The organism is Arthrobacter sp. NPDC056493 (assembly GCF_042795115.1).
Classification (GTDB): domain Bacteria; phylum Actinomycetota; class Actinomycetes; order Actinomycetales; family Micrococcaceae; genus Arthrobacter.
This window is the reverse complement of sequence record NZ_JBHTSL010000034.1, coordinates 15,966-39,115: the sequence shown is the minus strand read 5'-3', so window position 1 is coordinate 39,115 and position 23,150 is coordinate 15,966. Positions and strand designations below refer to the sequence as shown.

The 23,150-nt window shown below is 67.3% G+C and carries 25 protein-coding genes; 19 read left to right on the top strand and 6 right to left on the bottom strand.

Annotated features, from left to right (window positions below; genetic code table 11):
* Positions 1 to 30 precede the first annotated feature (30 nt).
* The 3 genes from ACFQ50_RS14530 to moaA form a co-directional block, all read right to left on the bottom strand.
* Entirely contained in the window at positions 31 to 312 is a 282-nt protein-coding gene (locus tag ACFQ50_RS14530; RefSeq protein ID WP_377996248.1) for a hypothetical protein, read from the bottom strand.
* 189 nt (positions 313 to 501) lie between these two features.
* Positions 502 to 768, bottom strand: coding sequence for a MoaD/ThiS family protein (locus ACFQ50_RS14525; protein WP_377996246.1), 267 nt, complete (start codon positions 766 to 768; stop codon positions 502 to 504).
* Positions 769 to 771: 3 nt separating this feature from the next.
* Positions 772 to 1,965 carry a GTP 3',8-cyclase MoaA gene (gene moaA / locus ACFQ50_RS14520; RefSeq protein ID WP_377996245.1) on the bottom strand — a complete coding sequence of 398 codons (1,194 nt, stop codon included), beginning with the start codon at positions 1,963 to 1,965 and terminating at the stop codon, positions 772 to 774.
* A 281-nt stretch (positions 1,966 to 2,246) separates the two neighbouring features.
* Between moaA and ACFQ50_RS14515 the strand changes: the two genes are divergently transcribed.
* The 7 genes from ACFQ50_RS14515 to ACFQ50_RS14485 all read left to right on the top strand — a co-directional run bounded on the left by ACFQ50_RS14515 (position 2,247) and on the right by ACFQ50_RS14485 (position 7,818).
* Complete coding sequence (locus tag ACFQ50_RS14515; protein ID WP_377996265.1) at positions 2,247 to 3,668, top strand: molybdopterin-dependent oxidoreductase; 1,422 nt, start codon at positions 2,247 to 2,249, stop codon at positions 3,666 to 3,668.
* Positions 3,669 to 3,686: 18 nt separating this feature from the next.
* A complete protein-coding gene (glp, locus tag ACFQ50_RS14510) occupies positions 3,687 to 4,961 on the top strand; it encodes a gephyrin-like molybdotransferase Glp (protein WP_377996244.1) in 1,275 nt (424 codons plus the stop codon).
* Positions 4,949 to 5,443: a cyclic pyranopterin monophosphate synthase MoaC gene (gene moaC / locus ACFQ50_RS14505; protein WP_377996243.1), complete on the top strand. Its 495-nt coding sequence runs from the start codon at positions 4,949 to 4,951 to the stop codon at positions 5,441 to 5,443. Before glp ends, moaC begins: the two co-directional genes overlap by 13 nt.
* A gap of 74 nt (positions 5,444 to 5,517) precedes the next feature.
* Positions 5,518 to 5,997 (top strand): molybdenum cofactor biosynthesis protein B, encoded by a 480-nt coding sequence (locus ACFQ50_RS14500; protein ID WP_377996263.1) that lies wholly within the window; start codon positions 5,518 to 5,520, stop codon positions 5,995 to 5,997.
* On the top strand, positions 5,987 to 6,460 hold the full coding sequence (locus ACFQ50_RS14495) for a molybdenum cofactor biosynthesis protein MoaE (RefSeq protein WP_377996242.1): 474 nt from the start codon (positions 5,987 to 5,989) through the stop codon (positions 6,458 to 6,460). The genes ACFQ50_RS14500 and ACFQ50_RS14495 overlap by 11 nt, the downstream gene beginning before the upstream one ends.
* A gap of 106 nt (positions 6,461 to 6,566) precedes the next feature.
* A complete protein-coding gene (gene dapB, locus ACFQ50_RS14490) occupies positions 6,567 to 7,325 on the top strand; it encodes a 4-hydroxy-tetrahydrodipicolinate reductase (protein WP_377996241.1) in 759 nt (252 codons plus the stop codon).
* Positions 7,326 to 7,329: 4 nt separating this feature from the next.
* Positions 7,330 to 7,818, top strand: a complete 489-nt coding sequence (locus tag ACFQ50_RS14485) for a hypothetical protein (RefSeq protein ID WP_377996240.1) — start codon at positions 7,330 to 7,332, stop codon at positions 7,816 to 7,818.
* Positions 7,819 to 7,920: 102 nt separating this feature from the next.
* Here the strand turns inward: ACFQ50_RS14485 and ACFQ50_RS14480 are convergent, their stop codons facing one another.
* Positions 7,921 to 9,156 carry a heparan-alpha-glucosaminide N-acetyltransferase domain-containing protein gene (locus ACFQ50_RS14480; RefSeq protein WP_377996239.1) on the bottom strand — a complete coding sequence of 412 codons (1,236 nt, stop codon included), beginning with the start codon at positions 9,154 to 9,156 and terminating at the stop codon, positions 7,921 to 7,923.
* Between the two features lie 62 nt (positions 9,157 to 9,218).
* On the bottom strand, positions 9,219 to 9,581 hold the full coding sequence (locus ACFQ50_RS14475; protein WP_377996238.1) for a dihydrofolate reductase family protein: 363 nt from the start codon (positions 9,579 to 9,581) through the stop codon (positions 9,219 to 9,221).
* A 192-nt stretch (positions 9,582 to 9,773) separates the two neighbouring features.
* Between ACFQ50_RS14475 and ACFQ50_RS14470 the strand changes: the two genes are divergently transcribed.
* The 9 genes from ACFQ50_RS14470 to ACFQ50_RS14430 all read left to right on the top strand — a co-directional run bounded on the left by ACFQ50_RS14470 (position 9,774) and on the right by ACFQ50_RS14430 (position 20,342).
* Positions 9,774 to 10,238 carry a hypothetical protein gene (locus tag ACFQ50_RS14470; protein ID WP_377996237.1) on the top strand — a complete coding sequence of 155 codons (465 nt, stop codon included), beginning with the start codon at positions 9,774 to 9,776 and terminating at the stop codon, positions 10,236 to 10,238.
* A 265-nt stretch (positions 10,239 to 10,503) separates the two neighbouring features.
* Positions 10,504 to 11,610: an IS110 family transposase gene (locus tag ACFQ50_RS14465; RefSeq protein ID WP_377996236.1), complete on the top strand. Its 1,107-nt coding sequence runs from the start codon at positions 10,504 to 10,506 to the stop codon at positions 11,608 to 11,610.
* 346 nt (positions 11,611 to 11,956) lie between these two features.
* Positions 11,957 to 12,790, top strand: coding sequence for a carbon-nitrogen hydrolase family protein (locus ACFQ50_RS14460; RefSeq protein ID WP_377996235.1), 834 nt, complete (start codon positions 11,957 to 11,959; stop codon positions 12,788 to 12,790).
* 77 nt (positions 12,791 to 12,867) lie between these two features.
* A complete protein-coding gene (gene dapA / locus ACFQ50_RS14455; protein ID WP_377996234.1) occupies positions 12,868 to 13,776 on the top strand; it encodes a 4-hydroxy-tetrahydrodipicolinate synthase in 909 nt (302 codons plus the stop codon).
* A gap of 42 nt (positions 13,777 to 13,818) precedes the next feature.
* A complete protein-coding gene (locus ACFQ50_RS14450) occupies positions 13,819 to 15,510 on the top strand; it encodes a ribonuclease J (RefSeq protein WP_377996233.1) in 1,692 nt (563 codons plus the stop codon).
* A gap of 104 nt (positions 15,511 to 15,614) precedes the next feature.
* A complete protein-coding gene (locus tag ACFQ50_RS14445; RefSeq protein WP_377996232.1) occupies positions 15,615 to 18,503 on the top strand; it encodes a DNA translocase FtsK in 2,889 nt (962 codons plus the stop codon).
* 53 nt (positions 18,504 to 18,556) lie between these two features.
* The gene (gene pgsA / locus ACFQ50_RS14440) at positions 18,557 to 19,216 is read left to right on the top strand and encodes a CDP-diacylglycerol--glycerol-3-phosphate 3-phosphatidyltransferase (protein WP_377996230.1); all 660 of its coding nucleotides are present in this window, start codon (positions 18,557 to 18,559) and stop codon (positions 19,214 to 19,216) included.
* On the top strand, positions 19,213 to 19,698 hold the full coding sequence (locus ACFQ50_RS14435; protein WP_377996229.1) for a CinA family protein: 486 nt from the start codon (positions 19,213 to 19,215) through the stop codon (positions 19,696 to 19,698). The genes pgsA and ACFQ50_RS14435 overlap by 4 nt, the downstream gene beginning before the upstream one ends.
* Positions 19,699 to 19,889: 191 nt before the next feature.
* Complete coding sequence (locus ACFQ50_RS14430; RefSeq protein ID WP_003798764.1) at positions 19,890 to 20,342, top strand: helix-turn-helix domain-containing protein; 453 nt, start codon at positions 19,890 to 19,892, stop codon at positions 20,340 to 20,342.
* A 121-nt stretch (positions 20,343 to 20,463) separates the two neighbouring features.
* On the opposite strand, the gene ACFQ50_RS14425 is transcribed toward ACFQ50_RS14430, so the two are convergent.
* Complete coding sequence (locus ACFQ50_RS14425; protein WP_377996228.1) at positions 20,464 to 20,973, bottom strand: MarR family winged helix-turn-helix transcriptional regulator; 510 nt, start codon at positions 20,971 to 20,973, stop codon at positions 20,464 to 20,466.
* A 42-nt stretch (positions 20,974 to 21,015) separates the two neighbouring features.
* Between ACFQ50_RS14425 and ACFQ50_RS14420 the strand changes: the two genes are divergently transcribed.
* From ACFQ50_RS14420 to ACFQ50_RS14410, 3 genes are all read left to right on the top strand, one after another.
* Positions 21,016 to 21,255, top strand: a complete 240-nt coding sequence (locus ACFQ50_RS14420) for a DUF3046 domain-containing protein (RefSeq protein WP_377996227.1) — start codon at positions 21,016 to 21,018, stop codon at positions 21,253 to 21,255.
* Positions 21,256 to 21,464: 209 nt separating this feature from the next.
* Entirely contained in the window at positions 21,465 to 22,517 is a 1,053-nt protein-coding gene (gene recA / locus ACFQ50_RS14415; RefSeq protein WP_003798759.1) for a recombinase RecA, read from the top strand.
* A complete protein-coding gene (locus ACFQ50_RS14410) occupies positions 22,504 to 23,145 on the top strand; it encodes a regulatory protein RecX (RefSeq protein ID WP_377996226.1) in 642 nt (213 codons plus the stop codon). Before recA ends, ACFQ50_RS14410 begins: the two co-directional genes overlap by 14 nt.
* Positions 23,146 to 23,150 lie beyond the last annotated feature (5 nt).

Sequence of the window (23,150 nt, the reverse complement as noted above, 5' to 3'; positions counted from 1 at the left end):
GTAAGTCCGCCCCAAGTAAGGGCGTGGGGCTCAGCCCACCAGTTCGATGACCCGGGTCTGCGGGGAGCCGGACAGGGCGGGCGCCACATCAGGGGAGCTCCACACATTTTCGCGCAGCTTGGCCAGGAACGCCTCGGCCTGGTCCTGGCGCTCGAAGTCGAGGTCCACCACGATGTACCGGTCGTCCTCCACGGGGCGGCCGATCCGGTGGGCTATGACGCCGGAGCCGGCCCGGTCCACGGGGTCGCGGTCAAAGGCCGCCTTCCACGTGTCGAAGTCCTTGATGGCGTGCTCAATCTGCAGGGTGAACATTTCCGGTCTCCTTTGGCCTGCCTCAGGTCCATTCCCGGTGCGGTCCAATGCCGGCGCGCGTAAATGGCGAGGTAGTGCCATGGTAGGTCCGGGCGTCCGGCCGGACCACCCAACGGGGTGCGACCCAACCCGGTAGCAGCACAGGGCGTTCCCACGGCTGGGAACGCCCTGTGCTGTTACACAGTTGGGTTAGCCGCCGGCGAAGGGCGGCAGGACGTCCACCACGTCGCCGGCCGCAAGGAGGGTGGTGCGGTCCCGGACAGCGACCTCGTTCAGCAGGAAGCTGCTGCGGGCCAGGATCCTGTCCAGCGGCGGCGTTCCGGCCGGAGGCTCAGGGCGTTCGACGCCGAGCACGGCAGCGAGGAGCGCCTCCACCGTGGAGCCGGCGGGAAGTTCGAAGCGCTCTTCATCCACGCCGGCCGCGGCGCGTGCGGCAGCGAAGTATCGTACGTTCAAGGATTAGCCTCCGATGGCGCTCATGCTGCGGTCCGGCTGGACGAAGTCCGGAGCGTCGAGTCCCACGTGGTCCATCCCGTGGGCTTTGGGCTTCAGCCACATGGCGTCCTGCCAGCGTTCGGCGAGCTGCTCGTCGCTGGCGCCTTGCCGCAGCAGGCCGAGCAGGTCGAATTCCTCGCGGGAGAAGAGGCAGCTCATGATCTTGCCCTCGGCGGTGATCCGGGTCCGCCGGCAGTCGGAACAGAACGGCTCGGTGACGGAGGCGATGATCCCCACCGTGCCCAGCACCGGGCCGTGTGAATCAGCGGAGCCGTGTGAATCAGCGGAACCGGATGAATCACCGGAACCGGCCATCCGGCGTCGTACTTCAAAGCGTTCCGCCGGTGCGCCGTCGCGGGCACGCGGATCCGGGCTCAGCACGAACTCCCCGGAGAGCAGTTCGCGGATCTCGGCCGCGGTAATCATGTTCCGGCGGGTCCAGCCGTGGTCGGCGTCCAGCGGCATCTGCTCGATGAACCGCAGCTCGTAGCCGCGCTCCAGCGCCCAGGCGAGGAGGGACGGCGATTCGGTGTCGTTGATGCCCCGCATCAGCACGGCGTTGAGCTTCACGGGTCCCAGGCCGGCGGCCCAGGCGGCGTCCACGCCCGCGAGCACCCGGTCCAGGAACGGGCGCCGGGTCAGTTTGGCGAAGGTTTCCTCGTGCAGCGAGTCCAGGGAGACGTTGATGCGGGTCAGGCCGGCCGCCTTGAGCGCTGCGGCCTTGCGGTCCAGGCCCACGCCGTTCGTCGTCATGGAAATCGGAAGTTCGGGGTGGGCCTGGCGAAGGGCGCCAATGATGTCGACGAGGTCGGCCCGCACCAGCGGCTCACCGCCGGTCAAACGCAGTTCACGCACGCCCAGCCGGTTGACTCCGATGCCGACGATCCGCGCGATTTCCTCGCCGGTCATGACTGCCTGTTTGGCGAGCCACTCCAGCCCCTCGGCCGGCATGCAGTAGGTACACCGCAGGTTGCACTTGTCCGTCAGCGAAAGCCGCATGTCCGTGGCCCTGCGGCCGTACCGGTCGGCGAGGCCGGCGGGAGCCTCAGCCGGGCGGCGGTCGGGAACCCCTGCCGGGCGCGTAGCGGGAAGGGACTGCGAACCCGAATTGGATGCCACTCCCTCGCGGCGCTGCGGTATGCCAAGCTGAACACTCATTACTTAAGGCTACGCCACGATAGGGCGCCGATCACACCGGACCCGTCCCCTGACTGCGCTGCGGCTGTGCCGCCACTGCCGCCCCGCAACTGCGGCGGCCGCAGGAGGGCGGCGGCAGTGCCGGAACGGGCTGGTGAATCTATGCTGGAGGGGTGAACGGGTCCCATGAGCCAAGCCGAAGCCGGCGCAAGTGGGCGGCGGCCGCCGGCGTGGTGGCTGCCGGCGCAGGACTCGTCGCCAGCGAACTCATCGCCGGCTTCGTCAGTCCTTCACTTTCAACGATGACAGCGCTGGGCGGCGCCGTCATCGACGCTGCACCGCCGGGCGTCAAGGACTGGGCTGTTTCCCTCTTCGGAACAGCGGACAAGCTGGCCCTGCTGGCCGGCATGGCGCTGGGCATCGCCGCTTTCGCTGCCCTGGCAGGCGTCCTCGAGCTGCGCCGGCGCTTCGCGGGTGCCGTTGTCTTTGCCGTCTTCGGCGTCGTGGGCCTGGCCGCCGTCCTGACCCGCGCCCAGGTGACGGCCGCCGCCGTCGTCCTGCCTCTCCTTGCAGCCGGGATTGGGATCGCGGTGCTGCTGAAGCTGGTTCGGCGGTTGGCTGATGCGGGCGTTGCCGGTGATGCCGCCCCTGGACCGGCGAGGCGGGGTTTCTTCCAGCTGCTGGGAGGCACCGCCGCCGGTGTCCTGGTGGGCGGCGCCGTCGTTACCGTATGGCGGGGCGGGGCCGCGGGCATCAACGAGGTTCGCCGGACCCTGCGGCTGCCCGTGCCGGAGTCCCCGGCGCCGCCCATTCCGGCCGGCGCTGACACCGGACTCGCGGGGGTTGCCCCGTTGGTGACACCCAACCCGGACTTTTACCGCATCGACACCGCCCTGTCTGTCCCCGTGCTTGATTCCCGCGAGTGGAAGCTCAAGGTCACCGGACTGGTGGAACGCGAGGTGGAGCTCACGTTCGACGCGCTGCTGGCCAAACCCCTGATCGAGCGGTATGTGACCATCGCCTGCGTGTCCAACGAGGTGGGCGGCGACCTGATCGGCAACGCACGCTGGCTGGGCTGGCCGGTGCGGGAGCTGCTCGCCATGGCCGGACCCAGGCCGGACGCGGACATGGTCCTGTCGCGAAGCTCGGACGGCTTTACGGCCAGCACCCCGCTCGAGGCGCTCACCGACCGCCGGGATGCGCTGCTTGCCGTGGGCATGAACGGCGATCCGCTTCCACTCGAACACGGCTTCCCCGTGCGGATGATTGTGCCCGGGCTGTACGGATATGTCTCGGCGACCAAGTGGCTCACCGAACTCAAGGTCACCAGGTTCGCCGACGACGTTGCCTACTGGACGCCGCGCGGCTGGTCTGAGCACGGTCCCATCAAGATCTCATCCCGGATCGACGTGCCCAGGGACGGAGCCTCGGTTCCGGCCGGGACCGTGGTGTTCGGCGGTGTGGCCTGGGAGCAGCACACCGGAATCGGCAGGGTCGAGCTCCGCGTGGACGGGGGGAGCTGGCAACCGGCCAAGCTGGCTCCGGGCATCTCGGTGGACACGTGGTACCAGTGGCAGCTCGGCGTCGACCTGCAGCCCGGGCAGCACGAAATCCAGGTGCGGGCCACGGACCTCAAAGGCACTGACCAGACGGAGGAACAGCGCTCCGTGGCGCCTGACGGTGCCACCGGCTTCCACACCATTAGAGTGGACGTGAAAACGTAGCCCACCAAAGGCCGGACCATGCACAGCCCGCACGAGCACAGCGCCCATCAGCACAGCCAGCACGTTGAGGGCAAGCACGATCACGGTTCCCACCGGAGCGTCGCGGACCACCGGCAGGCGGTCAGGGAGCTCCTCGAACCCCTGCTGTCCCCGGAGCGGACCGAAAAGCTGCCGCTGGTGCGGGCGCTGGGCCGCGGGCTGGCGGAGGATGTCACCGCTCCGTTGAGCCTGCCCCCGTTTCCAAACTCCCAGATGGATGGCTTTGCCATCCGCTCCGGCGACGTGCCCGACGGCGGCGCGGACCTGCGCGTGGCGGCCCCGGTTCCGGCGGGGGCGAAGCCCGCGCCCCTGCAGCCAGGCACCGCTGTCCCCATCATGACCGGTGCCATGGTGCCCGACGGGGCAGACGCCGTCGTACCCATTGAACAGGCCGTCCCCTCCGTCTTTCCGGCCCCGGGCGAAGAAGCTGAGGTGAGGCTGCCCGCCACGGCTGCCGGAACGTACATCCGCGCCGCCGGAAGCGACATCGAAGCTGGCCGGCAGGCCCTGGCAGCGGGCACCTGCCTGGGGCCGGCGCAGCTGGGACTGCTAGCCGCGCTGGGGTTGCCGGAGGTCCTGGTCCACCAGCAGCTTTCGGTCCTGCTGGTCACCACCGGCGATGAGGTGGTGGAACCCGGGGAACAGTTGGGCGAGGGAAAAATCTATGACGCCAACGGCACCCTCCTGGAGTCCTCCCTGCGGCAGGCGGGAATTAGCGTGACCAGGGCAGGGATTTCCGCCGACAGTCCGGACGGCCTGCGGGCGCTGCTGCGCACCCATGCGCGCGAGGTGGACCTGGTTGTCACCACCGGGGGAGTGAGCAAAGGCGCTTACGAGGTGGTGCGGCAGGCCATGGACGGCCAGGACGTCGCGTTCCAGCACGTCGCTATGCAGCCCGGCGGCCCCCAGGGACTGGGAACGTTCGACGGCGTCCCCCTCCTTGCGTTTCCGGGGAACCCCGTCAGCTGCCTCGTCTCCTTCGAGATGTTCCTCCGTCCGGTGCTGGGCGAGCTGTTCGGAGCGCCAGCGCACAGGCCCACGTTCCGCGCCCGGCTGGCCCAGTCGCTGACCTCACCGGCCGGCAAGCACCAGGTCCGGCGCGGGTCTTTCCAGGCTGATGGCACAGTCCGGCTGGAGGGCGGCGAAAGCTCGCATTTGGTGCAGGCGCTGGCCCACTCGAATGCCCTGGTGCACGTACCCGTCGGCACCGCTGCCCTCGACGAGGGCGCCGAGGTGGAAGTATGGATGTTGTGACTGCAGAAAATGACCACGGCGCCCTGACGCACCTGCGCCGTGACGGCACGGCCCAGATGGTGGACGTCTCAGGAAAACCGGAAACCACGCGCGAGGCCACGGCCACGGCGACGGTCCGCAGCACCGCCGAGGTCCTGGCGCTGCTGGGCACCGGCGGCCTGCCCAAGGGTGACGCCCTGGCCGTGGCCCGCGTTGCCGGGATCATGGCGGCCAAGAAAACGCCTGAGCTGATCCCGTTGTGCCATCCGCTCCCCATTTCGAAGGTGACTGTCGACTTCGAACTGGGCCCCGAGACCGTGGAGATCCTGGCCACCGTCAAGACCCGCGGTGTGACCGGCGTCGAAATGGAGGCCCTGACGGCCGCCTCCGTGGCCGCGCTGAGCGTCTACGACATGATCAAGGCCGTGGACAAGCATGCTGTCCTCACGGATATCAAGGTCCTGGCCAAGAGCGGCGGCAAAAGCGGGGACTGGGCCCTGTGAGCAGCACCGATTCCACGGCCCCCGATTCCACGGCCAGCGCCTCCAAATCCAGGGGAGCGCACGTCCACGGCGAGGTGCAGGGCCGCAAGGCCGGCGTCGTCATTGCGTCAACCCGCGCTGCCTCCGGCGTCTACCAGGACGAGACCGGGCCGGTCATCACAGACTGGCTCACCGAACACGGGTTCGTGCCGTATCCGGTGATGGTGGTGCCCGACGGTGAACCGGTGGGCGCGGCGATCCGCGCGCTCCTGAGCCAGGAACCCGCCGTCGTTATCACCAGCGGCGGCACGGGCCTGAGCCCGGACGATCGCACGCCGGAAATGACCCTGCCGCTGCTGGACCGCGAAATCCCCGGCATCATGGAGGGTATCCGCCAGTTCGGAACGGCGAAGACGCCGCATGCCATGCTGAGCCGGGGACATGCCGGTTCGGCCGGCCGGACTTTCATCATCAACCTGCCCGGATCACCCAAGGGCGTCATGGACGGCCTGTCCGTCCTGGACCCGGTGATCGGGCACCTGTGCGACCAGTTGGAGGGCGGACATGGCCACTGAGGCTTCGTTCGAAGTAGTAACCGCGGTGCTCAGCACCGAGCCCATCTCCGTGGATCAGGCCATCGCCGCTGTGGAGTCCGAGACCGCCGGAGCCGTGGTCAGCTTCAGCGGGGTGGTCCGGAACCACGACGGCGGCAAGCCGGTGGACCGGCTCAGCTACAGCGCCCACCCCACGGCCCGGAAAGTTCTGGACGACGTCGTGGCGCAGCTGGTGGCCGAACAGGCCGGGGCCGCCGGGCACGAAGGGACAGAGTCCCAGCCCGTCCGGATCTGGGTCGCGCACCGGGTGGGCCCGCTGGAGATCGGCGACCCTGCCCTCGTCTGCGCGGTATCGGCCGCCCACCGCGGGCAGGCCTTTGCTGTGTGTTCCGAGCTCGTGGACCGGGTCAAGGCGCAGGTGCCGATCTGGAAGGAACAGTTCTTCAGTGACGGCACTGTTGAATGGGTCGGGGCCGGGGAATAGGGGGCGGTGATACGTCCGGCAGTGCGCGGGCTGCAGCGTGCGCGCGTGAGGTAACGCATGCGCTCCGGTTCAGACCGCCAGCCGGCCGAACGGTAGTGTTGAATCCATGACCCAACAACTTCCTGTCGCCGTTCTGGGCGCAAACGGGCGCATGGGCGCCGAGGCCGTCAAAGCTGTGGAGGCCGCTCCGGACATGTTGCTCGTCGCCGCGCTGGGACGCGGCGATTCCCTGGATTCCCTGCTCGACGCCGGTGCCCGGTACGTAGTCGACCTCACCGTCCCGGAGAGTACCGAGGAAAACGTCCGCTTCGCCGTCGAAAATGGCATGCACGCGGTGGTGGGCACCACGGGTTGGGATCTGGGCAGGCTGGAGTCGCTGGAGACCCTGCTGTCCGGCCACCCGGAGGTCGGTGTGCTGATTGCACCCAACTTTGCCCTCGGGTCCGTGCTCACGTCGGCATTTGCCGCCAAGGCGTCCAAGTACTTCGAATCCGTGGAGATCATCGAACTCCACCACCCGGACAAGGTGGACGCGCCGTCGGGCACCGCCGTCCGCACCGCCCAGCTGGTGGCGGCGGAACGTGAAGCGGCCGGCGTCGGCCCCAGCCCCGATGCCACCACCACTGAACTGGCCGGCGCCCGCGGCTGCGAGGTGGACGGCGTGCGCGTGCACAGTGTCCGCCTCCGCGGGCTGGTGGCGCACCAGGAAGTCCTGCTCGGCGGTCCGGGGGAGCAGCTGACGCTCCGTCATGATTCCTTCGACCGCGCTTCGTTCATGCCGGGCGTGCTCCTCGGCGTGCGGAACGTCGCGGCGCACCCGGGGCTCACCGTCGGCCTGGACGGCTACCTGGACCTGGGGCTGTAACGCAGTGAAACCGCTTCTTGGCTGGCTGAGGACAAACCGCACCAAGATCTGGGTGGGCGCGGTGACGCTCCTGCTGGTCTTTTATCTTGTGGTGTCCTTCCAGCGCTCCATCCTGCTGCTGACCGACGCCGAGCCGGTGGCCAAAGCCATCGGCGCGGCGTACCTCGTGCTGCCCGTGATTGGCGCCTGGGCCCTGATCCGGGAACTTCTCTTCGGTGCCCGGACCGAACAGATGGCACGGGTGCTGGAGGCGGAAGGCGGCCTGCCGGAGGACAACCTGCCCCGCACCCCCGCCGGCCGGATCATCCGGGCTGCCGCGGACCAGGAATTCGAGAAGTACCGCGCGGAAACGGAAGCGGCCCCGGACGACTGGCGGTCCTGGTTCCGGCTCAGCTGCGCCTACGACGCGTCGGGAGACCGGAAGCGGGCACGTTCCTCAATGCGCGATGCGGTGCGGCTGTTCCGCGCCTCCGGCGACGCTGTGGTGCGCTAGCCTCGGCACGGCCGCCCTCGGGCCATTGGGCCGGCCGCCCTCGGGCCCTCGGCCCGGCCGCCCTCGGGCCCGTGGCCCGGGCCGCGCCTGGTCGGGGTCCGGTTAGCGGACTCTTGCCGGCTGGTGCCGGCCCACCTGGTTGGCGGCGTGCCCGAGCCATTCCAGCGGACCCCGCCATTTCAGGATGACGAAGAGCATCCCGATCAGCACGGCCAGCGCCGCGTGGGCGAAGTACATGCCGTCCTCGGTCCACCCCGCCGGCAACGGCTTGAGATGGAACGATGCCACCACGCACACATGGGCGGTGTACAGCGTCAGCGTCATGGCCCCCGGTCCGCGCAGCGGAAGCAGCAGGTCCAGGGCCAGCCACTGTCCCAGCCTGCCCACCAGAAGGCAAAGGCCGACGACGGCGGCCGCCACGCCGCTGGTATGCAGCAGGTCCAGCGTGGTTCCGGAATGGGGGGCGCTGCTGGCCAGCCACCACCACGATCCCTCCTGCCGGACGCCGGCCAGATTGACCTGCAGGAGGCTGTCCAGCGGATAGTTGGGGTCGGTGAGGATGTCCTGCAGGGCGGCGCGGCCACCCCATTGCGCCATCGCCGCCGTGCCCAGGACCTTCGAGAAGGCCGCTACTGCGGTGCCGCCGAGCAGCAGCAACACGGGAACGATTGCCGTGGTCAGGGCGAGCCTGCCGATGATGAGCCCCACCAGCAGATAAGAAATCCACTGGAAGACCGGGTAGTACCCCGTCAGGAACAGGTCGCCCAGCAGTTGGCCCGGGGCGGTGATGTCTTCCCACCCCGGGTTGTGGTTGAGCTGCAGCGGCGGATCCGCGGCCATGAGCCAGGGCCGAAGGAGGAACGCAATCAGCGGGGAAAGCAGGATCCAGCCCGCGGCCCAGGCGCACAGGGCCGACAGGTGCAGCCCGATGAACGGCAGGATGCACAGGAACAGCACGGCGTAATGCACCAGGATCACGGCTATGTTGACGTCAAGTCCGCCGAGCGCGAGCCCGACGACGGCGATCACCAGGGCGCGCATCGCGATGCCGCGCCGTGCCGCCGTCAGTCCGGGTCCGTCGAGGGGCTGTTGCTTACCGGTGGACAGGGCCAGGCCGATTCCCGCGAGCACGGCAAACAGGGCAGCGGCGCGGCCGGAGAATGTCAGGCCCACCCAGGTCGGGGTCAGCGCGGCGTTGGGCTCGAAGGTCGGGAGCAGGTGGGTGGCCATCATGCCAAGGAGGGCCAGGCCGCGGGCAGCGTCAATGCCGGCCAGTCGGACGCCTGTGGCTGGCCCCTTCGCTGTCTTGGAAGATGCAGCCGTGCTCCGCGAGGTCATGGTGTGATCGTCTCACATCAGCCATGGCGCACTGATTTTCGTGAACCCCTGGCGCCGGGCCCCTAGCCGCCGCCGGGCTGGGCCTGCAGTTCCGCGATTTGTTCAGGCACGACGTCGTGAATCACCGTCGTGTTCCAGCCGGCCCCGGTGAGGGTCCGCGAAAACACAAACTTGGGCATGCCGCGCCAGATCCCGGCGAACTCGACCATGGGCGCCGGGAGTTCGGGATCCTGGTCCGCTGTAGGCCAGGAACCGGCCATCAGCTCGTGGGTGATGCGTCCGGACATGAAGGCACTCATAGTGCGGAACCGGTCGTTGAGGTGGCCGAGGAGTTCGTCGTTCACCAGATGCCGGCTGATGTCCCGGCCGGGCCCCTCGAAGAATCCATCCAGGGACACCGACATCATCAGGATGATCTTGCGCATCGGGGCACCTCCGGCTGGCGGCGGAAGGCGGCGGGTCGCCGTCGTACCTCCCAGTGACGCACCCGCGCATGCGGCGGGACAGGACAAAAACCCGGCGGGCGGCCCTGGGCCCGCGCTTTGTCACACCCCGCATCCAGAATGAGTCCAGCCCAGGCCTTGTATTCGAATATATGTTCGAATAGTATTTCGGGCATGAAGAAGTCATCGGGGCGTTCGGCAGGTCACGGGCTGGAAGGGCGGAGGCCTGGCGGGCCCCAGCTCAGGACTGACCCCCTCACGGCCCGAGCGCCCCGGGCTGAAGTGTCCCGGGCTGAAGTGTCCAGGGCTGAAGCGGCCAAGGCTGACCTGCCCAGGGCTGACCCGCTCAAGGGTGATCCGCTGAAGGCGATGAGCCCGGGTGTGGTGGACTTCCTTTTCCGGCAACTCGTGGCGGGGGAGCCTGCCGAGGATATCCAGTGGGGCCGGGAAGGTGTTGCACTCTCCGACCAGACGCCGGGAGCCGAGCTTGCCCGCCGGCTGTCTGAAACGGACGTCGAAGCTCTGACGCCCATGGAACTGTTCCACTACGTCCGCGCCGCGCAGCGCCTCACCCTGTGGGCCGAATCACTGCGGGAGGCCGCCGTGGAGAGATACTGCTCGGGGGCCGGCCCGGCCTAGACGATATGTCTGAGGGGTTGTGGCCGGGGCTGGGGTGCTGGCCCTTCTGATTCGTCCATTATCGCCGGGCGGTTCCGGACCGCGGGCTTTGGTGCATGGCTCGTTTCCGGGTGGCCGCGGTCCGGAAACCATCCCGGCGTGAATGACCTCTGTCAGAAGGGCCAGGAATTGGTGGGGCTGGAACCTTCTCTTCAATCTCGCGTGGGTTGTTCCCAGACTTAATCCATTGGGGCAGAGCCACATTTGAAGTTTGGAGGTTCCAGCTATGCACGAGCGTACTCACGTCGGCCTGGATGTCAACGCCCTGTCGGTTGTTGCGTGCGCGATCGATGGTGAGACCGGCGAGGTTCTCCGGGGCCGGCTGACGCCGGACCATGCTGAGATTCTGGCCTGGATCAGGGCCCTGCCTGGCCCGTGCCGGGTGGTTTACGAGGCCGGACCGACAGGTTTCACGCTGGCCAGGTTCCTGCGGAGCTCCGGTGTTGACTGTGTGGTCGCGGCGCCGTCCAAGCTTCAACGCCCGCCCGGGGACAGGGTGAAAACGGACCGGAACGACGCCCTGCATCTGGCCCGGCTGTTGAAACTCGATGAGATCACCGAGGTCACTGTTCCGGATCCCGGGCAGGAAGCTGCCAGGGACCTGGTCCGGGCCCGGGAAGATACCCGCGGGGACCTGATGCGGGCCCGGCACCGGGTCTCGAAGCTGTTGCTGCGCCAGGGCATTCATTACAGCGGCGGGGATACCTGGACCCTGGCCCACATGTCGTGGCTCTACCGGCAACGTTTCGATTCTCCGGCCCTGCAGCTGACCTTCGACCTGGCCCTCGAGACCGTCACCGAAACGTTGGCCCGCCGCGACCGCCCGGATGCAGCCATCACGAAATTGGCCTACGACAGCGAATACACCCCCGTGGTGAGGGCGCTGGAATGCCTGCGCGGCATCTCGACGCTGACCGCGTTTGGGCTGGCCGTGGAGATTGGGGACTGGAACCGCTTCACCGGCCGCACGATCGGCGCTTACCTGGGTCTGGTGCCTACGGAGAATTCCTCGGGCCAGCGCCGCTCCCAGGGCGGCATCACCAAGACCGGGAACACCCATGCCCGCCGGCTCCTGATCGAAGCCGCCTGGCACCACCGCAGACCCTACACGCACCCATCGGTGTTGATGCGCTCCCGCTGGGAAGCGGCGACCCCCACAGCCCGGGCCCGCGGGCAGGCCGGCAACCGCCGCCTGCATGATCGCTGGCTCGTCTACCTCGAACACCGGAAACGGCCCGTGGTCGCGAACGTCGCCATTGCCCGGGAACTGGCAGGCTGGTGCTGGTCCCTGGCCAACGAAGCACAAACCACCGCCGCACGGCAGCGGCACTGAAAAACTCCGGGATGTCTGGTCCGTCGGTAACCTCGCAGCGCGTGGAGCGAACTCGCGTCCATCCTATGGGCAGCCCCCAAAAAGCCACGCCCGACACTAGAGAAGCGATATCCTCCAGCCGAACACCTTCGCCCTGCGGTAACCAACCCGCGCATATTAGTCTGACCACGCCGTCGCCAACGACACGCTGAGCACCCGGCCCAGACACCACGGCCACAACGACAGGGCCCCCACCGACAACCGGTCGCGGCCCCACAACAAACAACCAGCCCACCGGACAGCACACCCCCCGGGCCCGCAGCCGTCTGCCCACTTGACAGAATCCGTCACATATTAGGATGGGCTCGTGACCGCCCCGCTGACCGTATCCGCCATCCAGTACGAGGCCCTGGGCGGCGGCATCGACGCCAACGTGCCTGAGCATGTGCGCCTCATCGAGGACGCCGACTCGCACGGTGCCAGGCTGGTGGTGTTTCCCGAGCTCTCGCTCACGGGGTACGACCTGCCGCTGCTCCGCGGCGGGGACCGGCGGGGCGGCGACCACTCGGGCGGGGACCAGTGGGTGGCGCCCGGGGACCATCGGCTGGACCCCATCCGGGAGATCTGCCGCAGGACCGGGATCACCGCCGTCGTCGGGGCGCCCCTCCGGGAAGGGGACGGCACGCTGCGGCTCGCATCTCTGGCCGTCCACCCGAACGGCACGGAGGAAGCCGGCTTCAAGACGCACCTTCACGGCGACGAACAGGCACTGTTCGAAGCTGGGCCAGGCTACGAATCCCATGCAGGACTTGTTGGCGGGCCTGCGCTTGAACTGGGCCGGGAACCGCTCCTGCTGGACGTGGACGGCTGGAAGATCGCACTGGCCATCTGCTTCGATGCTGCCCATCCGGCACACTCCGGTGGTGCCGCCGCGGCAGGAGCCGACGTGTATGCCGTCTCGGCGCTCTATACGCAGGAGGAAGGCCACCGGCTGGGGCTGCACCTCGGGGCCCGGGCCATGGACAACCGCATGTACGGCGTCCTTGCCAACCTCGGTGGCCGCACGCCGCTGGGACCGTCCTGCGGCCTGAGCGGTTTCTGGGGGCCGGACGGGCTGTCCATGCAGCAGGCGGGGAGTAACGGAACGGAAGTGGTTACCGCTGTGCTGCGGCGGGGTTCCCTGGATCGGTACCGCGGGTAGCGTCCGCGCCGGAATTTGACGATCATCACGCGGCGGCCATTGTCCTAACCTGCACGTGACAGGGTAACGTTTTTCCCATGGCAAACACTTCCGCGAACATTCCTGCCCTGGGCACCCTCCTGACCGCCATGGTCACCCCGTTCACCACTGACGGCAAGGTCGATTACCAGCAGGCCGCGGAACTGGCCAGCAAGCTCGTTGACGACGGTTGCGACGGCCTCGTCGTCACGGGAACCACCGGCGAGACGTCCACCCTCACCGACGAGGAAAACCTCGGAATGTTCCGCGCCGTGATGGAAGCTGTTGGCGGGCGTGCCGCCGTCATCGCCGGCACCGGCACCAACGACACCGCCCACTCCGTGCACCTGTCCCAGGAGGCCGCCAAGCTGGGCGTCGACGGCCTGCTGATCGTCACGCCCTACTACAACAAGCCCAGCCAGGCCGGCGTCCGGGCACACTTCGAGACGGTCGCCTCTGCCACGGACCTGCCCGTCATGCTCTACGACATCCCCGGACGGTCCTCCATCGAGATCGCCCCGGACACCATGATCCGGCTGGCACAGCACCCCAACATCGTGGCCGTCAAGGACGCCAAGGCCGACTTCGCTGCAGCCACCCGCGTTCTGGCCGAGACCGATCTTGCCTTCTACTCCGGCGACGACGGCCTGACCCTGCAGTGGATGGCCCTGGGCGCCGTGGGCCTCGTGGGCGTCACCACGCACGTCGCCACCCGCCGCTTCCGGGAGCTCATCGACGCGGTCAACGCGAACGACCTCGGAACCGCCCGCAAGATCAACTTCGAGCTTGAGCCGGTAATACGCGCAACCATGACCCGTGTCCAGGGTGCCGTTGCAGCCAAACAAATTCTTAAATGGCAGGGAGTCCTGCCCAACTCGATTGTCCGCTTGCCCCTCGTGGAGCCGGACGAAGCCGAGATCGAAACCATCCGCGAGGACTTGGCGGAGGGAGGGCTGGTCTTTTCCTGACGGACTGAGACCGGCACTCTTCCGTCTGGAAAGAAGTGCATTATGACCCAAGTAGCCCTCCCCGGCCTCGTTACCCCTCCCCGCCTTCCCCAGGGCACCCTGCGGATTGTCCCGCTGGGCGGGCTGGGCGAAATCGGCCGGAACATGGCTGTGTTCGAAATCGACGGCAAGCTGCTGGTTGTCGACTGCGGCGTCCTCTTCCCCGAGGAAACCCAGCCCGGCGTTGACCTGATCCTGCCCGATTTCTCCTACATCGAGGACCGGATCGACGACATCGTCGCCGTGGTCCTCACGCACGGCCACGAGGACCACATCGGAGCCGTTCCGTACCTGCTGCGGCTCCGCAACGACATCCCGCTCGTTGGCTCCCAGCTGACCCTGGCACTGATTGAAGCCAAGCTGCAGGAACACCGGATCAGGCCCTACACGCTGTCCGTCACCGAGGGGCAGGTGGAGCAGTTCGGCCCGTTCCAGTGCGAGTTTGTGGCAGTCAACCACTCCATCCCGGACGCCCTGGCCGTCTTCATCCGCACAGCCGGCGGAACCGTGCTGCACACGGGCGACTTCAAGATGGACCAGCTGCCCCTCGACGGCCGCATCACCGATCTCCGGCACTTCGCCAAGCTGGGTGAAGAGGGCGTGGACCTGTTCATGTCCGACTCCACCAACGCCGACGTCCCGGGATTCACCACCGCGGAGAAGGAGATCGGCCCCACCCTGGACCGGCTCTTCGGCCAGGCCAGCAAGCGCATCATCGTGGCATCGTTCTCCTCGCATGTCCACCGCGTGCAGCAGGTCCTGGACGCGGCGGCCAAACACGGCCGCAACGTCGCCTTCGTGGGACGTTCCATGGTGCGGAACATGGCCATCGCCGCCAAACTCGGCTACCTGCACGTGCCGGACGGCATCCTGGTGGACCTGAAGAACATCGACACGCTGCCGGACAACCGGGTGGTGCTGATGTCCACCGGCTCCCAGGGTGAACCCATGGCCGCGCTGTCCCGCATGGCCAACGGCGACCACCGCGTGGTGGTAGGGGAAGGCGACACTGTCATCCTGGCGTCCAGCCTCATTCCCGGCAACGAGAACGCCGTCTTCCGCATCATCAACGGCCTGCTGAAGCTCGGCGCCGATGTGATCCACAAGGGCAACGCCAAGGTCCACGTCTCCGGCCACGCCGCGGCAGGGGAGCTGCTCTACTGCTACAACATCCTCGAGCCGCTCAACGCCATGCCGGTCCACGGCGAGACGCGCCACCTGATCGCCAACGGCAAGATCGCGGAGGAGTCGGGCGTTCCGGCGGCCAGCATCCTGCTTGCGGACAACGGCACCGTGATCGACCTGCGGGACCACCAGGCCGACATCGTCGGCCAGGTCGAGGTCGGCTTTGTGTACGTGGACGGCTCCAGCGTCGGCGAGATCACTGACGCGGACCTCAAGGACCGCCGCGTCCTGGGCGACGAAGGCTTCATCTCCATCATCACGGTCATCAACCGGGCCACCGGCAAGGTTGTCTCCGGACCCGAGATCCATGCTCGCGGCGTGGCCGAGGACGACTCGGTCTTCGACGACATCATTCCCAAGATCAACGCCGCGCTGGAGGAGGCCGTGCTCAGCAACGCCGACCACACCAACCACCAGCTGCAGCAGATCGTCCGCCGGGTCATCGGCACGTGGGTCAACCGCAAGCTGCGCCGGCGTCCCATGATCATCCCGGTGGTTCTGGAGGCCTGACTGGCGGTTCCGGCGGTTCCGGCGGGGCTGACCATCGTTGAACACAGCCCCCGAAGGCCCGGAAATCCGCGGTTCCGCGGCTGCGGTGGAGTACCGTGGCAGATATGGCCACTCGTACTTCCCCCGCGCCAAAACGTACCTCCAGCAGTAAAACGGGCGCATCCGCAGGCCGCAGCGGCTCCCCGGCGGCCAAATCCGGCCGGGCCGGATCGTCAGGCGGCAGCGCCCGCACGCGCCAGCTTCCCGCCGTCGAACACCGGCAGCAGTGGCTGCTGCGCGTTGCCGGCGGGGCCTGGCTGGGCATCGGCCACCTGGTGGGCGGGGGAGTGCGCCGCATCGGCCAGGACGTCAGCGACATCGCACCCGAAGACCGCCGTGACGGGGCTGCCCTGTTCAACCTGGCCCTGGCGGTCTTCATTGCCACGTTCGCCTGGTGGGGTTTCCGCGGCTGGTTCCCGGACGCTGTCTACGCCGTGATCAACGGCACGTTCGGCTGGATGTCGCTCATCCTGCCGCTCATGCTCTTCGTGTGCGCGTGCCGGCTGTTCCGGCAGCCTGTTGACGGACGCGGAAACAACCGCGTGGGGATCGGCTTTCTCATCATGACGTTCGCCGGCTGCGGCATCGCGCACATCGTGGGCGGCCAGCCGACCGTCAGCGAGGGCTTCGACGGGCTGCGGCAGGCCGGCGGCATGCTGGGATTCCTGGCAGCCTCCCCGCTGGCCGCCATTCACCCAGCCGTCCCGGTGGTCCTGTACGGACTGCTGGCGTTCGTGTCCGTGCTCATCGTCACGGCCACGCCGTTCGGTGCGATTCCGCGGCGGCTGCTCGGCGCCTATGAGCACCTTATGGGCATCGACCTTCAGGAGAACGACGGCGACGCCCACGACCGCAGCTATCTTTACGAAAACAGCCCTCCTGCCCCGAGGAAGAAGCGCAGGCGGCTCTTCGGCAAGGACGAGGACGCCGATCCCCGGCTGGAGGGCTACGTCGGAGACGAAGCCTTTGAGCATGCCGTAGTCGACGACGACGACCCGTCACCGGATGCTGGCAAGGGAACCCCTGCCGTGGCCCCCGGAGTCCGGCGCCCCACCCAGGCGGAGATCGCCGTCGAGAAGATCAAGGCAGCCCAGGGGCTCGGCGCCAAGGGCGCCGACGCCGAGAACGCCACCGAAGCCATTCCGCTCGTGGTCCCTGGCATGACCGGCTCCGCGAACGCACCCGGTGCCACTGCCGGTGCTGCCGTGCAGGTGCCGTCCAAGCCTGTGGCGCCTGCGCCGCTGCCCACCCCCATTCCGCAGCGCACTGAACAACTGTCCCTCGCAGGCGACGTCACCTACACGCTGCCGTCGTCCGATGTGCTGACGCCCGGATCCGTTCCCAAGGAACGTACGGAAGCGAACGACGCCGTCGTGGCCGCCCTGACGGACACGCTCCAGCAGTTCAACGTGGATGCCTCCGTGACCGGCTTCAGCCGCGGCCCGACCGTGACCCGCTATGAGATCGAACTCGCGCCCGGCACGAAGGTTGAGCGGGTCACCGCCCTGTCCAAGAACATCTCCTACGCGGTCGCCTCGAGTGACGTGCGCATCCTCAGCCCCATCCCCGGCAAGTCCGCCATCGGCATCGAGATCCCCAACACGGACCGTGAGACAGTGTCGCTGGGCGACGTCCTGCGCAGCCAGAACGCCCGCCGCACGGACCATCCCATGGTCATGGGCGTCGGCAAGGACGTCGAAGGCGGCTACGTCGTGGCCAACCTGGCGAAAATGCCGCACCTGCTGGTGGCCGGTGCTACCGGTGCCGGTAAGTCCTCGTTCGTGAACTCCATGATCACGTCCCTCCTGATGCGCGCAACCCCCGATGAGGTCCGCATGGTCATGGTGGACCCCAAACGCGTGGAACTTACCGCCTACGAGGGCGTGCCCCACCTCATCACGCCCATCATCACCAATCCTAAAAAGGCGGCAGAGGCGCTCCAGTGGGTGGTCCGAGAGATGGACGCCCGTTATGACGACCTCGCCAACTACGGCTTCAAGCACGTCGACGACTTCAATAAGGCGGTGCGTGCCGGCAAGGTCCAGCCGCCCGTCGACTCCAAGCGCGTCATCCGCCCCTACCCCTACCTCCTGGTGATCGTCGATGAGCTCGCCGACCTGATGATGGTGGCGCCGCGCGACGTCGAGGATTCCATCGTGCGCATCACGCAGCTGGCCCGCGCTGCCGGTATCCACCTGGTGCTCGCGACGCAGCGCCCGTCCGTTGACGTGGTCACCGGCCTGATCAAGGCCAATGTGCCCTCCCGCATGGCCTTCGCCACCTCCTCCGTCACCGACTCCCGCGTGGTCCTGGACCAGCCCGGTGCGGAGAAGCTGATCGGGCAGGGTGACGCCCTCTTCCTCCCGATGGGTGCCTCCAAGGCGATGCGTGTGCAGGGTGCCTGGGTCACGGAGTCGGAGATCCACAAGGTGGTCGAACACGTCAAGGGCCAACTCCAGGCCGTGTACCGTGACGACGTCGCACCCGAAGCGCAGAAGAAGCAGATCGACGACGACATCGGGGACGACCTCGAGGTCCTGCTGCAGGCCACGGAGCTGGTGGTCACCACCCAGTTCGGCTCGACGTCGATGCTGCAGCGCAAGCTCCGCGTCGGTTTCGCCAAGGCCGGCCGCCTCATGGACCTGCTCGAATCACGCGGCGTGGTTGGTCCGTCGGAAGGCTCCAAGGCACGCGACGTGCTGGTTAAGCCGGACGACCTCGCCGCCGTGCTGGCTGCGATGAAAGGCCAGGACGCGCCGGCTACGGCCGATTCGCAGACCGCCGCGCTCAGCGACAACGCCAACGCCAACATCGCCCAGGGCGGTTACGCGGAGGACCTTGTTGCCGCCGACCTGGACAACCGCACCCAGAGCATCGACTACTACGACGGCGCCGACAGTTCCGGGGACGACGAGGACGGCTCCGAGGACGCCTGGTCCCTCACCGGCCGGTAGTCCCAAGGTGATGAACAGGAAGCCGGCAGTGCCGAAGACGGTAGCCTAGAAGGGTGACTAGCACCGAAGCGACCGCGGCCGGCTCGAACAGCTCCGGGATCTGGAATCTTCCCAACATCCTCACGATGCTCCGCATTGTGCTGGTGCCGTTCTTCGTGTGGTTCCTCATCGCCGATGCCCCCGGCCTGCGCAGCGAATCCGGGGCCTGGCGCTGGGCAGCCGTGGCGGCGTTCGCCGTCGCGATTTACACGGACAAGCTCGACGGCGACATCGCCCGCAGCAGGGGACTGGTCACCGACTTCGGCAAGATCGCGGACCCAATCGCGGACAAGCTGCTGACCGGCTCCGCACTGGTCATGCTGTGCGTGCTGGGTGAGCTGCCATGGTGGATCACGATCGTGATCCTGGTCCGTGAGTGGGGCGTCACTGCGCTGCGGTTCTTCGTGATCCGCTACGGCGTCATCCCGGCATCACGCGGCGGCAAGCTAAAAACGGTGGTCCAGACCGTGGCGATCTTCCTCTACCTCCTTCCACTGGCATCCATCGCGCCGTGGTTGACCTGGGTGGCCTTCGCCGTGATGCTGGCAGCCGTGCTGATCACCGTCTGGACCGGCGTCGAGTACGTCGTTCAGGCACTGAAAGTCAGGGCGGAGGGTCTCCGGCGGCGCGCTGCCGGTCCGGGCCAGCAGGAAAACGAGGAGGGCCAGCCGTGACGAATCTGCACCGGATCGCCGGGGAGGCCGTCGCTGCGGCTGTGGGACGGGGCGTCACCGTCGCCACCGCGGAGTCACTGACCGCCGGTATGGTCGCCGCGGTACTGGCGGACACCCCTGGGGCGTCCGCCATGCTGCAGGGTGGCGTAGTCTCCTACAACAATGCCGTGAAGCGGGACGTTCTTGGCGTTCCACAGGAACTGCTGGACGCCGTCGGGTCGGTGGATGAAGCGGTGGCCGCGGCCATGGCGGAAGGCGCCCGGCGGGTCTGCGGCGCGGACCTCGCCGTTTCCACCACGGGTGTGGCCGGGCCCGACGCGCATGACGGCAAGGCCGTGGGAACGGTGTTCGTCGGCGTCGCCACCGCTGCCGGCGTGCAGACCTTTCCCTATAACTTCCAAGGCACCCGGGCAGAGATCCGCGGGCTCGCCTGTGGCGCTGCCTTGGAACGTCTTCACGAGGCCCTGGCTGCGTTAAGCTGAGTTTCCGGCTTCGCTGACCTGGCTCCGTGACTGCGCTAAGCTACCCGGAGTAAGGTTGCCGGGAACAAAAAGCGAGTCCGAATAGTTGTCACATTGTGTCGCCTCTGCCTGAGGGAGGCGCCTAGGATGAAGAGAACATATGCGGTTTACGTCACAGTGAACCGGAACCATGAGGGAGCAAGGCGATACAGATGGTAAAGCAGCCCGTGTCCGTAAACGGCGTTGTCCGCTGGAAGGACGTGGGCCTCGCCGATCAGGCCAAGAGCGAACAGAAGGAGCGCAAGATGGTTGTACTTCGTCACGAAATCGGTGATGTACTGCGCGATGTCCGCCAGCGTCAAGGGCGCACCCTCCGCGAAGTCTCGCACAGCGCCCGGGTCTCCCTGGGTTACCTGAGTGAAGTGGAACGCGGCCAGAAGGAAGCTTCCTCGGAACTCCTGTCCTCGATCTGTTCGGCGCTGGATGTACCGCTTTCCAGCATGCTCCGTGAAGTCAGCGACCGCGTGGCTGTCGCCGAAGGCGTTGCCGTGCCGGACACCGTCCCGCAGGAATTCTCCCAGCGTTACGGCCGGGACCTTGAGCGCGACCTGAGCAGCGAGCTTAACAACGAGCTCGCCACGGAAATGCTTTCCGGGGCCCGTTAACAGAAGGGCGCCCGGTAACGGAATCCGGTAACCCGGACCAGATAACTGCAGCGAAGGCCTCCGGCATTGTGCCGGAGGCCTTTGCTGTGCCCTGAAATTTGTCGTGCCCTGAAATTTACTGCTAGGAGGCGCTGTCCCTGGGGAATCCGTCGCGCTCGTAGGTGGCGTTGAGCTTGGCCATGTAGGCGGCCAGCGTCTCGAGGTCCTCCACCGGCCATTCGCCCAGACGCTCCCGGAACACCTGCCGCCGGGCGTCCTGCACCTGGTGCATCCTCTCTTCGCCTTCGGCGGTGAGCCGGATCGTCTGCGCCCGGCCGTCCAGCGGGTCGGCCTCCTTGAGCACCAGGCCGATGCTTTCAAGGAAGGCGATCTGCCTGCTAACGGAGGGCTTGCCGACGCCGATGCAGGATGCGAGCTCGGTGAGCCGGATGGGGCCGTTCTTGCGGATCACGGTCAGCAGCCCGTAGGCGGCGGGCTCCATATCCGGATGGACTTCGCGCGACAGCTGCTGCGACACCGAACGGGCCCGTCGCCAGAAAATGCTGATCTGATGCTCCACGTTGGTCAGTGCCGTATCAAGAGTGTCCTCGAAGGGGGCAGCGGCTCCGGGGGCTTCAGCGGGGTTGCTCATGGCAACCATTCTAGAGTCAGCGTCCGTGAGAGACTGTATTGAGTGAGGATTAGTGATTTCTGGCGGCTGATGGACGATGAATTCGGGGCCGGCTACTCGCGCGTGCTGGGCAGTTCCCTCGTCCTCGCCGGCGTCGGCGGCCGGACTGCGGACCAGGCCCTCGCAGCTGGCGTCAGTCCGCGCGACATCTGGCTCGCGGTGTGCGATGTGCAGGACGTCCCCGACGAGCGCCGCCTCGGCCGCGATATCAAGCCCCGGAAGAACGGGCCGGACCTGGTCTGAAGCGTTCCCCGCCCGGCCTGGGAAGCTGCTGACACGCCGACCGATTGTTCGAATATCTGTTCGGGTGCGACTATGCTTTTTGGCAGCGGGTTATCCACATACGCACACCCGCCCGGTAAGAATGTCAGCGGGTGGCGCTAGCGTCGGTGATGACAGACAAAGGGCCGCAGAGGCCCCTCCACAGCGAGAAAGCATTAGAGGTGTGAACCATGGCGGCAGCCCCGGATCGTGAAAAAGCGCTTGAAGCAGCGCTCGCGCAGATTGACAAGCAGTTCGGCAAGGGATCGATCATGCGGCTGGGCGACGAGACGCGCGCTCCCATTGAGGTCATCCCCACCGGCTCCATCGCGCTGGATGTCGCACTGGGAATCGGAGGTCTCCCGCGCGGACGCGTCGTGGAAATCTACGGCCCGGAATCGTCGGGTAAGACCACCGTGGCCCTGCATGCCGTGGCGAACGCCCAGCGCGCCGGCGGCATCGCCGCGTTCATCGACGCCGAACACGCCCTCGACCCCGAGTACGCCGCCAAGCTCGGCGTGGACACGGACGCCCTGCTGGTCTCCCAGCCGGACACCGGTGAGCAGGCGCTGGAGATCATGGACATGCTGGTGGGCTCCGGCTCGCTGGACATCGTGGTCATCGACTCCGTGGCAGCCCTGGTGCCGCGCGCGGAAATCGAAGGCGACATGGGCGACAGCCACGTCGGCCTGCAGGCACGCCTCATGAGCCAGGCCCTGCGAAAGATCACCGGCCGGCTGAGCCAGACCAAGACCACCGCCATCTTCATCAACCAGCTGCGCGAGAAGATCGGTGTGTTCTTCGGCTCGCCGGAAACCACCACCGGTGGTAAGGCGCTGAAGTTCTACGCGTCCGTGCGTATCGACGTCCGCCGCATCCAGACCCTGAAGGAAGGTGCCGATTCCGTCGGTAACCGCACCAAGGCCAAGATCGTCAAGAACAAGATGGCCCCGCCCTTCAAGATCGCCGAATTCGACATCATCTACGGCCAGGGCATCTCCCGCGAGGGCGGCATCATCGACATGGGCGTGGAGCACGGCATCATCAAGAAGTCCGGTTCGTGGTTCACCTACGACGGCGACCAGCTCGGCCAGGGCATGGAGAACTCGCGCCGCTTCCTGCGCGACAACCCCGAACTCGCCGCGGAACTGGAACGGCTCATCAAGGAAAAGCTCGGCGTGGGAACCAAGCCCGCCGCCGATGCCGAAGCCTCACCGAAGCTGAAGGCCGTTGACGGTTTCTAGCAAACGCCGGTCCTCTCCGGCCTTCGCCAAGGCCGGAGAGGACCGCCAAGCAGGACCCGGTCCGGTAGCCGAAGAGGACCGGGACGCAGATCCCGCGTCGGTGGCGCGCGCCATCGTGCTGCGCCAGCTGACGGCATCGCCCAAGAGCCGGCTGCAGCTTGAACGCAAGCTGGCTGAGCGCAACGTTCCGGAGGACGTCGCCGCGGCCGTGCTGGACCGCTTCGAAGAGGTCCGGCTCGTTGACGACGCCGAATTCGCGGATATGTGGGTGCGGAGCCGGTCCCAGTCGCGCAGGCTGGCCAAGGGAGCCCTGCGCCGGGAACTCGCGGACAAGGGCATTGACGGTGACACGGCTGACTCGGCCCTGGAACAGCTGAGCGACGAGGAGGAGGAAGCCGCCGCGCGCCATCTCGTGGAACGCAAGCTGCGGCCCGGGACAGACCTGTCCGACCGGGCGGAACGGGACAAGACCACGCGTCGGCTCGCGTCCATGCTCGCCCGCAAGGGGTACCAGCCCTCGCAGGCGTTCCGGATCGTGGCCGAGGTCCTGGAAGCTGCAGCCGGAGGTGCCGCGGCCGCCGAGCACACCTACGAGGACCATGCCGACGCCCGCGCTCACTGGGAGTGAGCGCA

Excerpts from the sequence above, each read along its gene's own strand:
- ACFQ50_RS14530 (WP_377996248.1), bottom strand. The coding sequence starts at position 312 with ATGTTCACCCTGCAGATTGAGCACGCCATCAAGGACTTCGACACGTGG.
- moaA (WP_377996245.1), bottom strand. The coding sequence starts at position 1,965 with ATGAGTGTTCAGCTTGGCATACCGCAGCGCCGCGAGGGAGTGGCATCC.
- ACFQ50_RS14515 (WP_377996265.1), top strand. The coding sequence starts at position 2,247 with ATGACAGCGCTGGGCGGCGCCGTCATCGACGCTGCACCGCCGGGCGTC.
- glp (WP_377996244.1), top strand. The coding sequence starts at position 3,687 with ATGCACAGCCCGCACGAGCACAGCGCCCATCAGCACAGCCAGCACGTT.
- moaC (WP_377996243.1), top strand. The coding sequence starts at position 4,949 with ATGGATGTTGTGACTGCAGAAAATGACCACGGCGCCCTGACGCACCTG.
- ACFQ50_RS14495 (WP_377996242.1), top strand. The coding sequence starts at position 5,987 with ATGGCCACTGAGGCTTCGTTCGAAGTAGTAACCGCGGTGCTCAGCACC.
- dapB (WP_377996241.1), top strand. The coding sequence starts at position 6,567 with ATGACCCAACAACTTCCTGTCGCCGTTCTGGGCGCAAACGGGCGCATG.
- ACFQ50_RS14480 (WP_377996239.1), bottom strand. The coding sequence starts at position 9,156 with ATGACCTCGCGGAGCACGGCTGCATCTTCCAAGACAGCGAAGGGGCCA.
- ACFQ50_RS14475 (WP_377996238.1), bottom strand. The coding sequence starts at position 9,581 with ATGCGCAAGATCATCCTGATGATGTCGGTGTCCCTGGATGGATTCTTC.
- ACFQ50_RS14470 (WP_377996237.1), top strand. The coding sequence starts at position 9,774 with ATGAAGAAGTCATCGGGGCGTTCGGCAGGTCACGGGCTGGAAGGGCGG.
- ACFQ50_RS14465 (WP_377996236.1), top strand. The coding sequence starts at position 10,504 with ATGCACGAGCGTACTCACGTCGGCCTGGATGTCAACGCCCTGTCGGTT.
- dapA (WP_377996234.1), top strand. The coding sequence starts at position 12,868 with ATGGCAAACACTTCCGCGAACATTCCTGCCCTGGGCACCCTCCTGACC.
- ACFQ50_RS14450 (WP_377996233.1), top strand. The coding sequence starts at position 13,819 with ATGACCCAAGTAGCCCTCCCCGGCCTCGTTACCCCTCCCCGCCTTCCC.
- ACFQ50_RS14445 (WP_377996232.1), top strand. The coding sequence starts at position 15,615 with ATGGCCACTCGTACTTCCCCCGCGCCAAAACGTACCTCCAGCAGTAAA.
- ACFQ50_RS14430 (WP_003798764.1), top strand. The coding sequence starts at position 19,890 with ATGGTAAAGCAGCCCGTGTCCGTAAACGGCGTTGTCCGCTGGAAGGAC.
- ACFQ50_RS14425 (WP_377996228.1), bottom strand. The coding sequence starts at position 20,973 with ATGAGCAACCCCGCTGAAGCCCCCGGAGCCGCTGCCCCCTTCGAGGAC.
- recA (WP_003798759.1), top strand. The coding sequence starts at position 21,465 with ATGGCGGCAGCCCCGGATCGTGAAAAAGCGCTTGAAGCAGCGCTCGCG.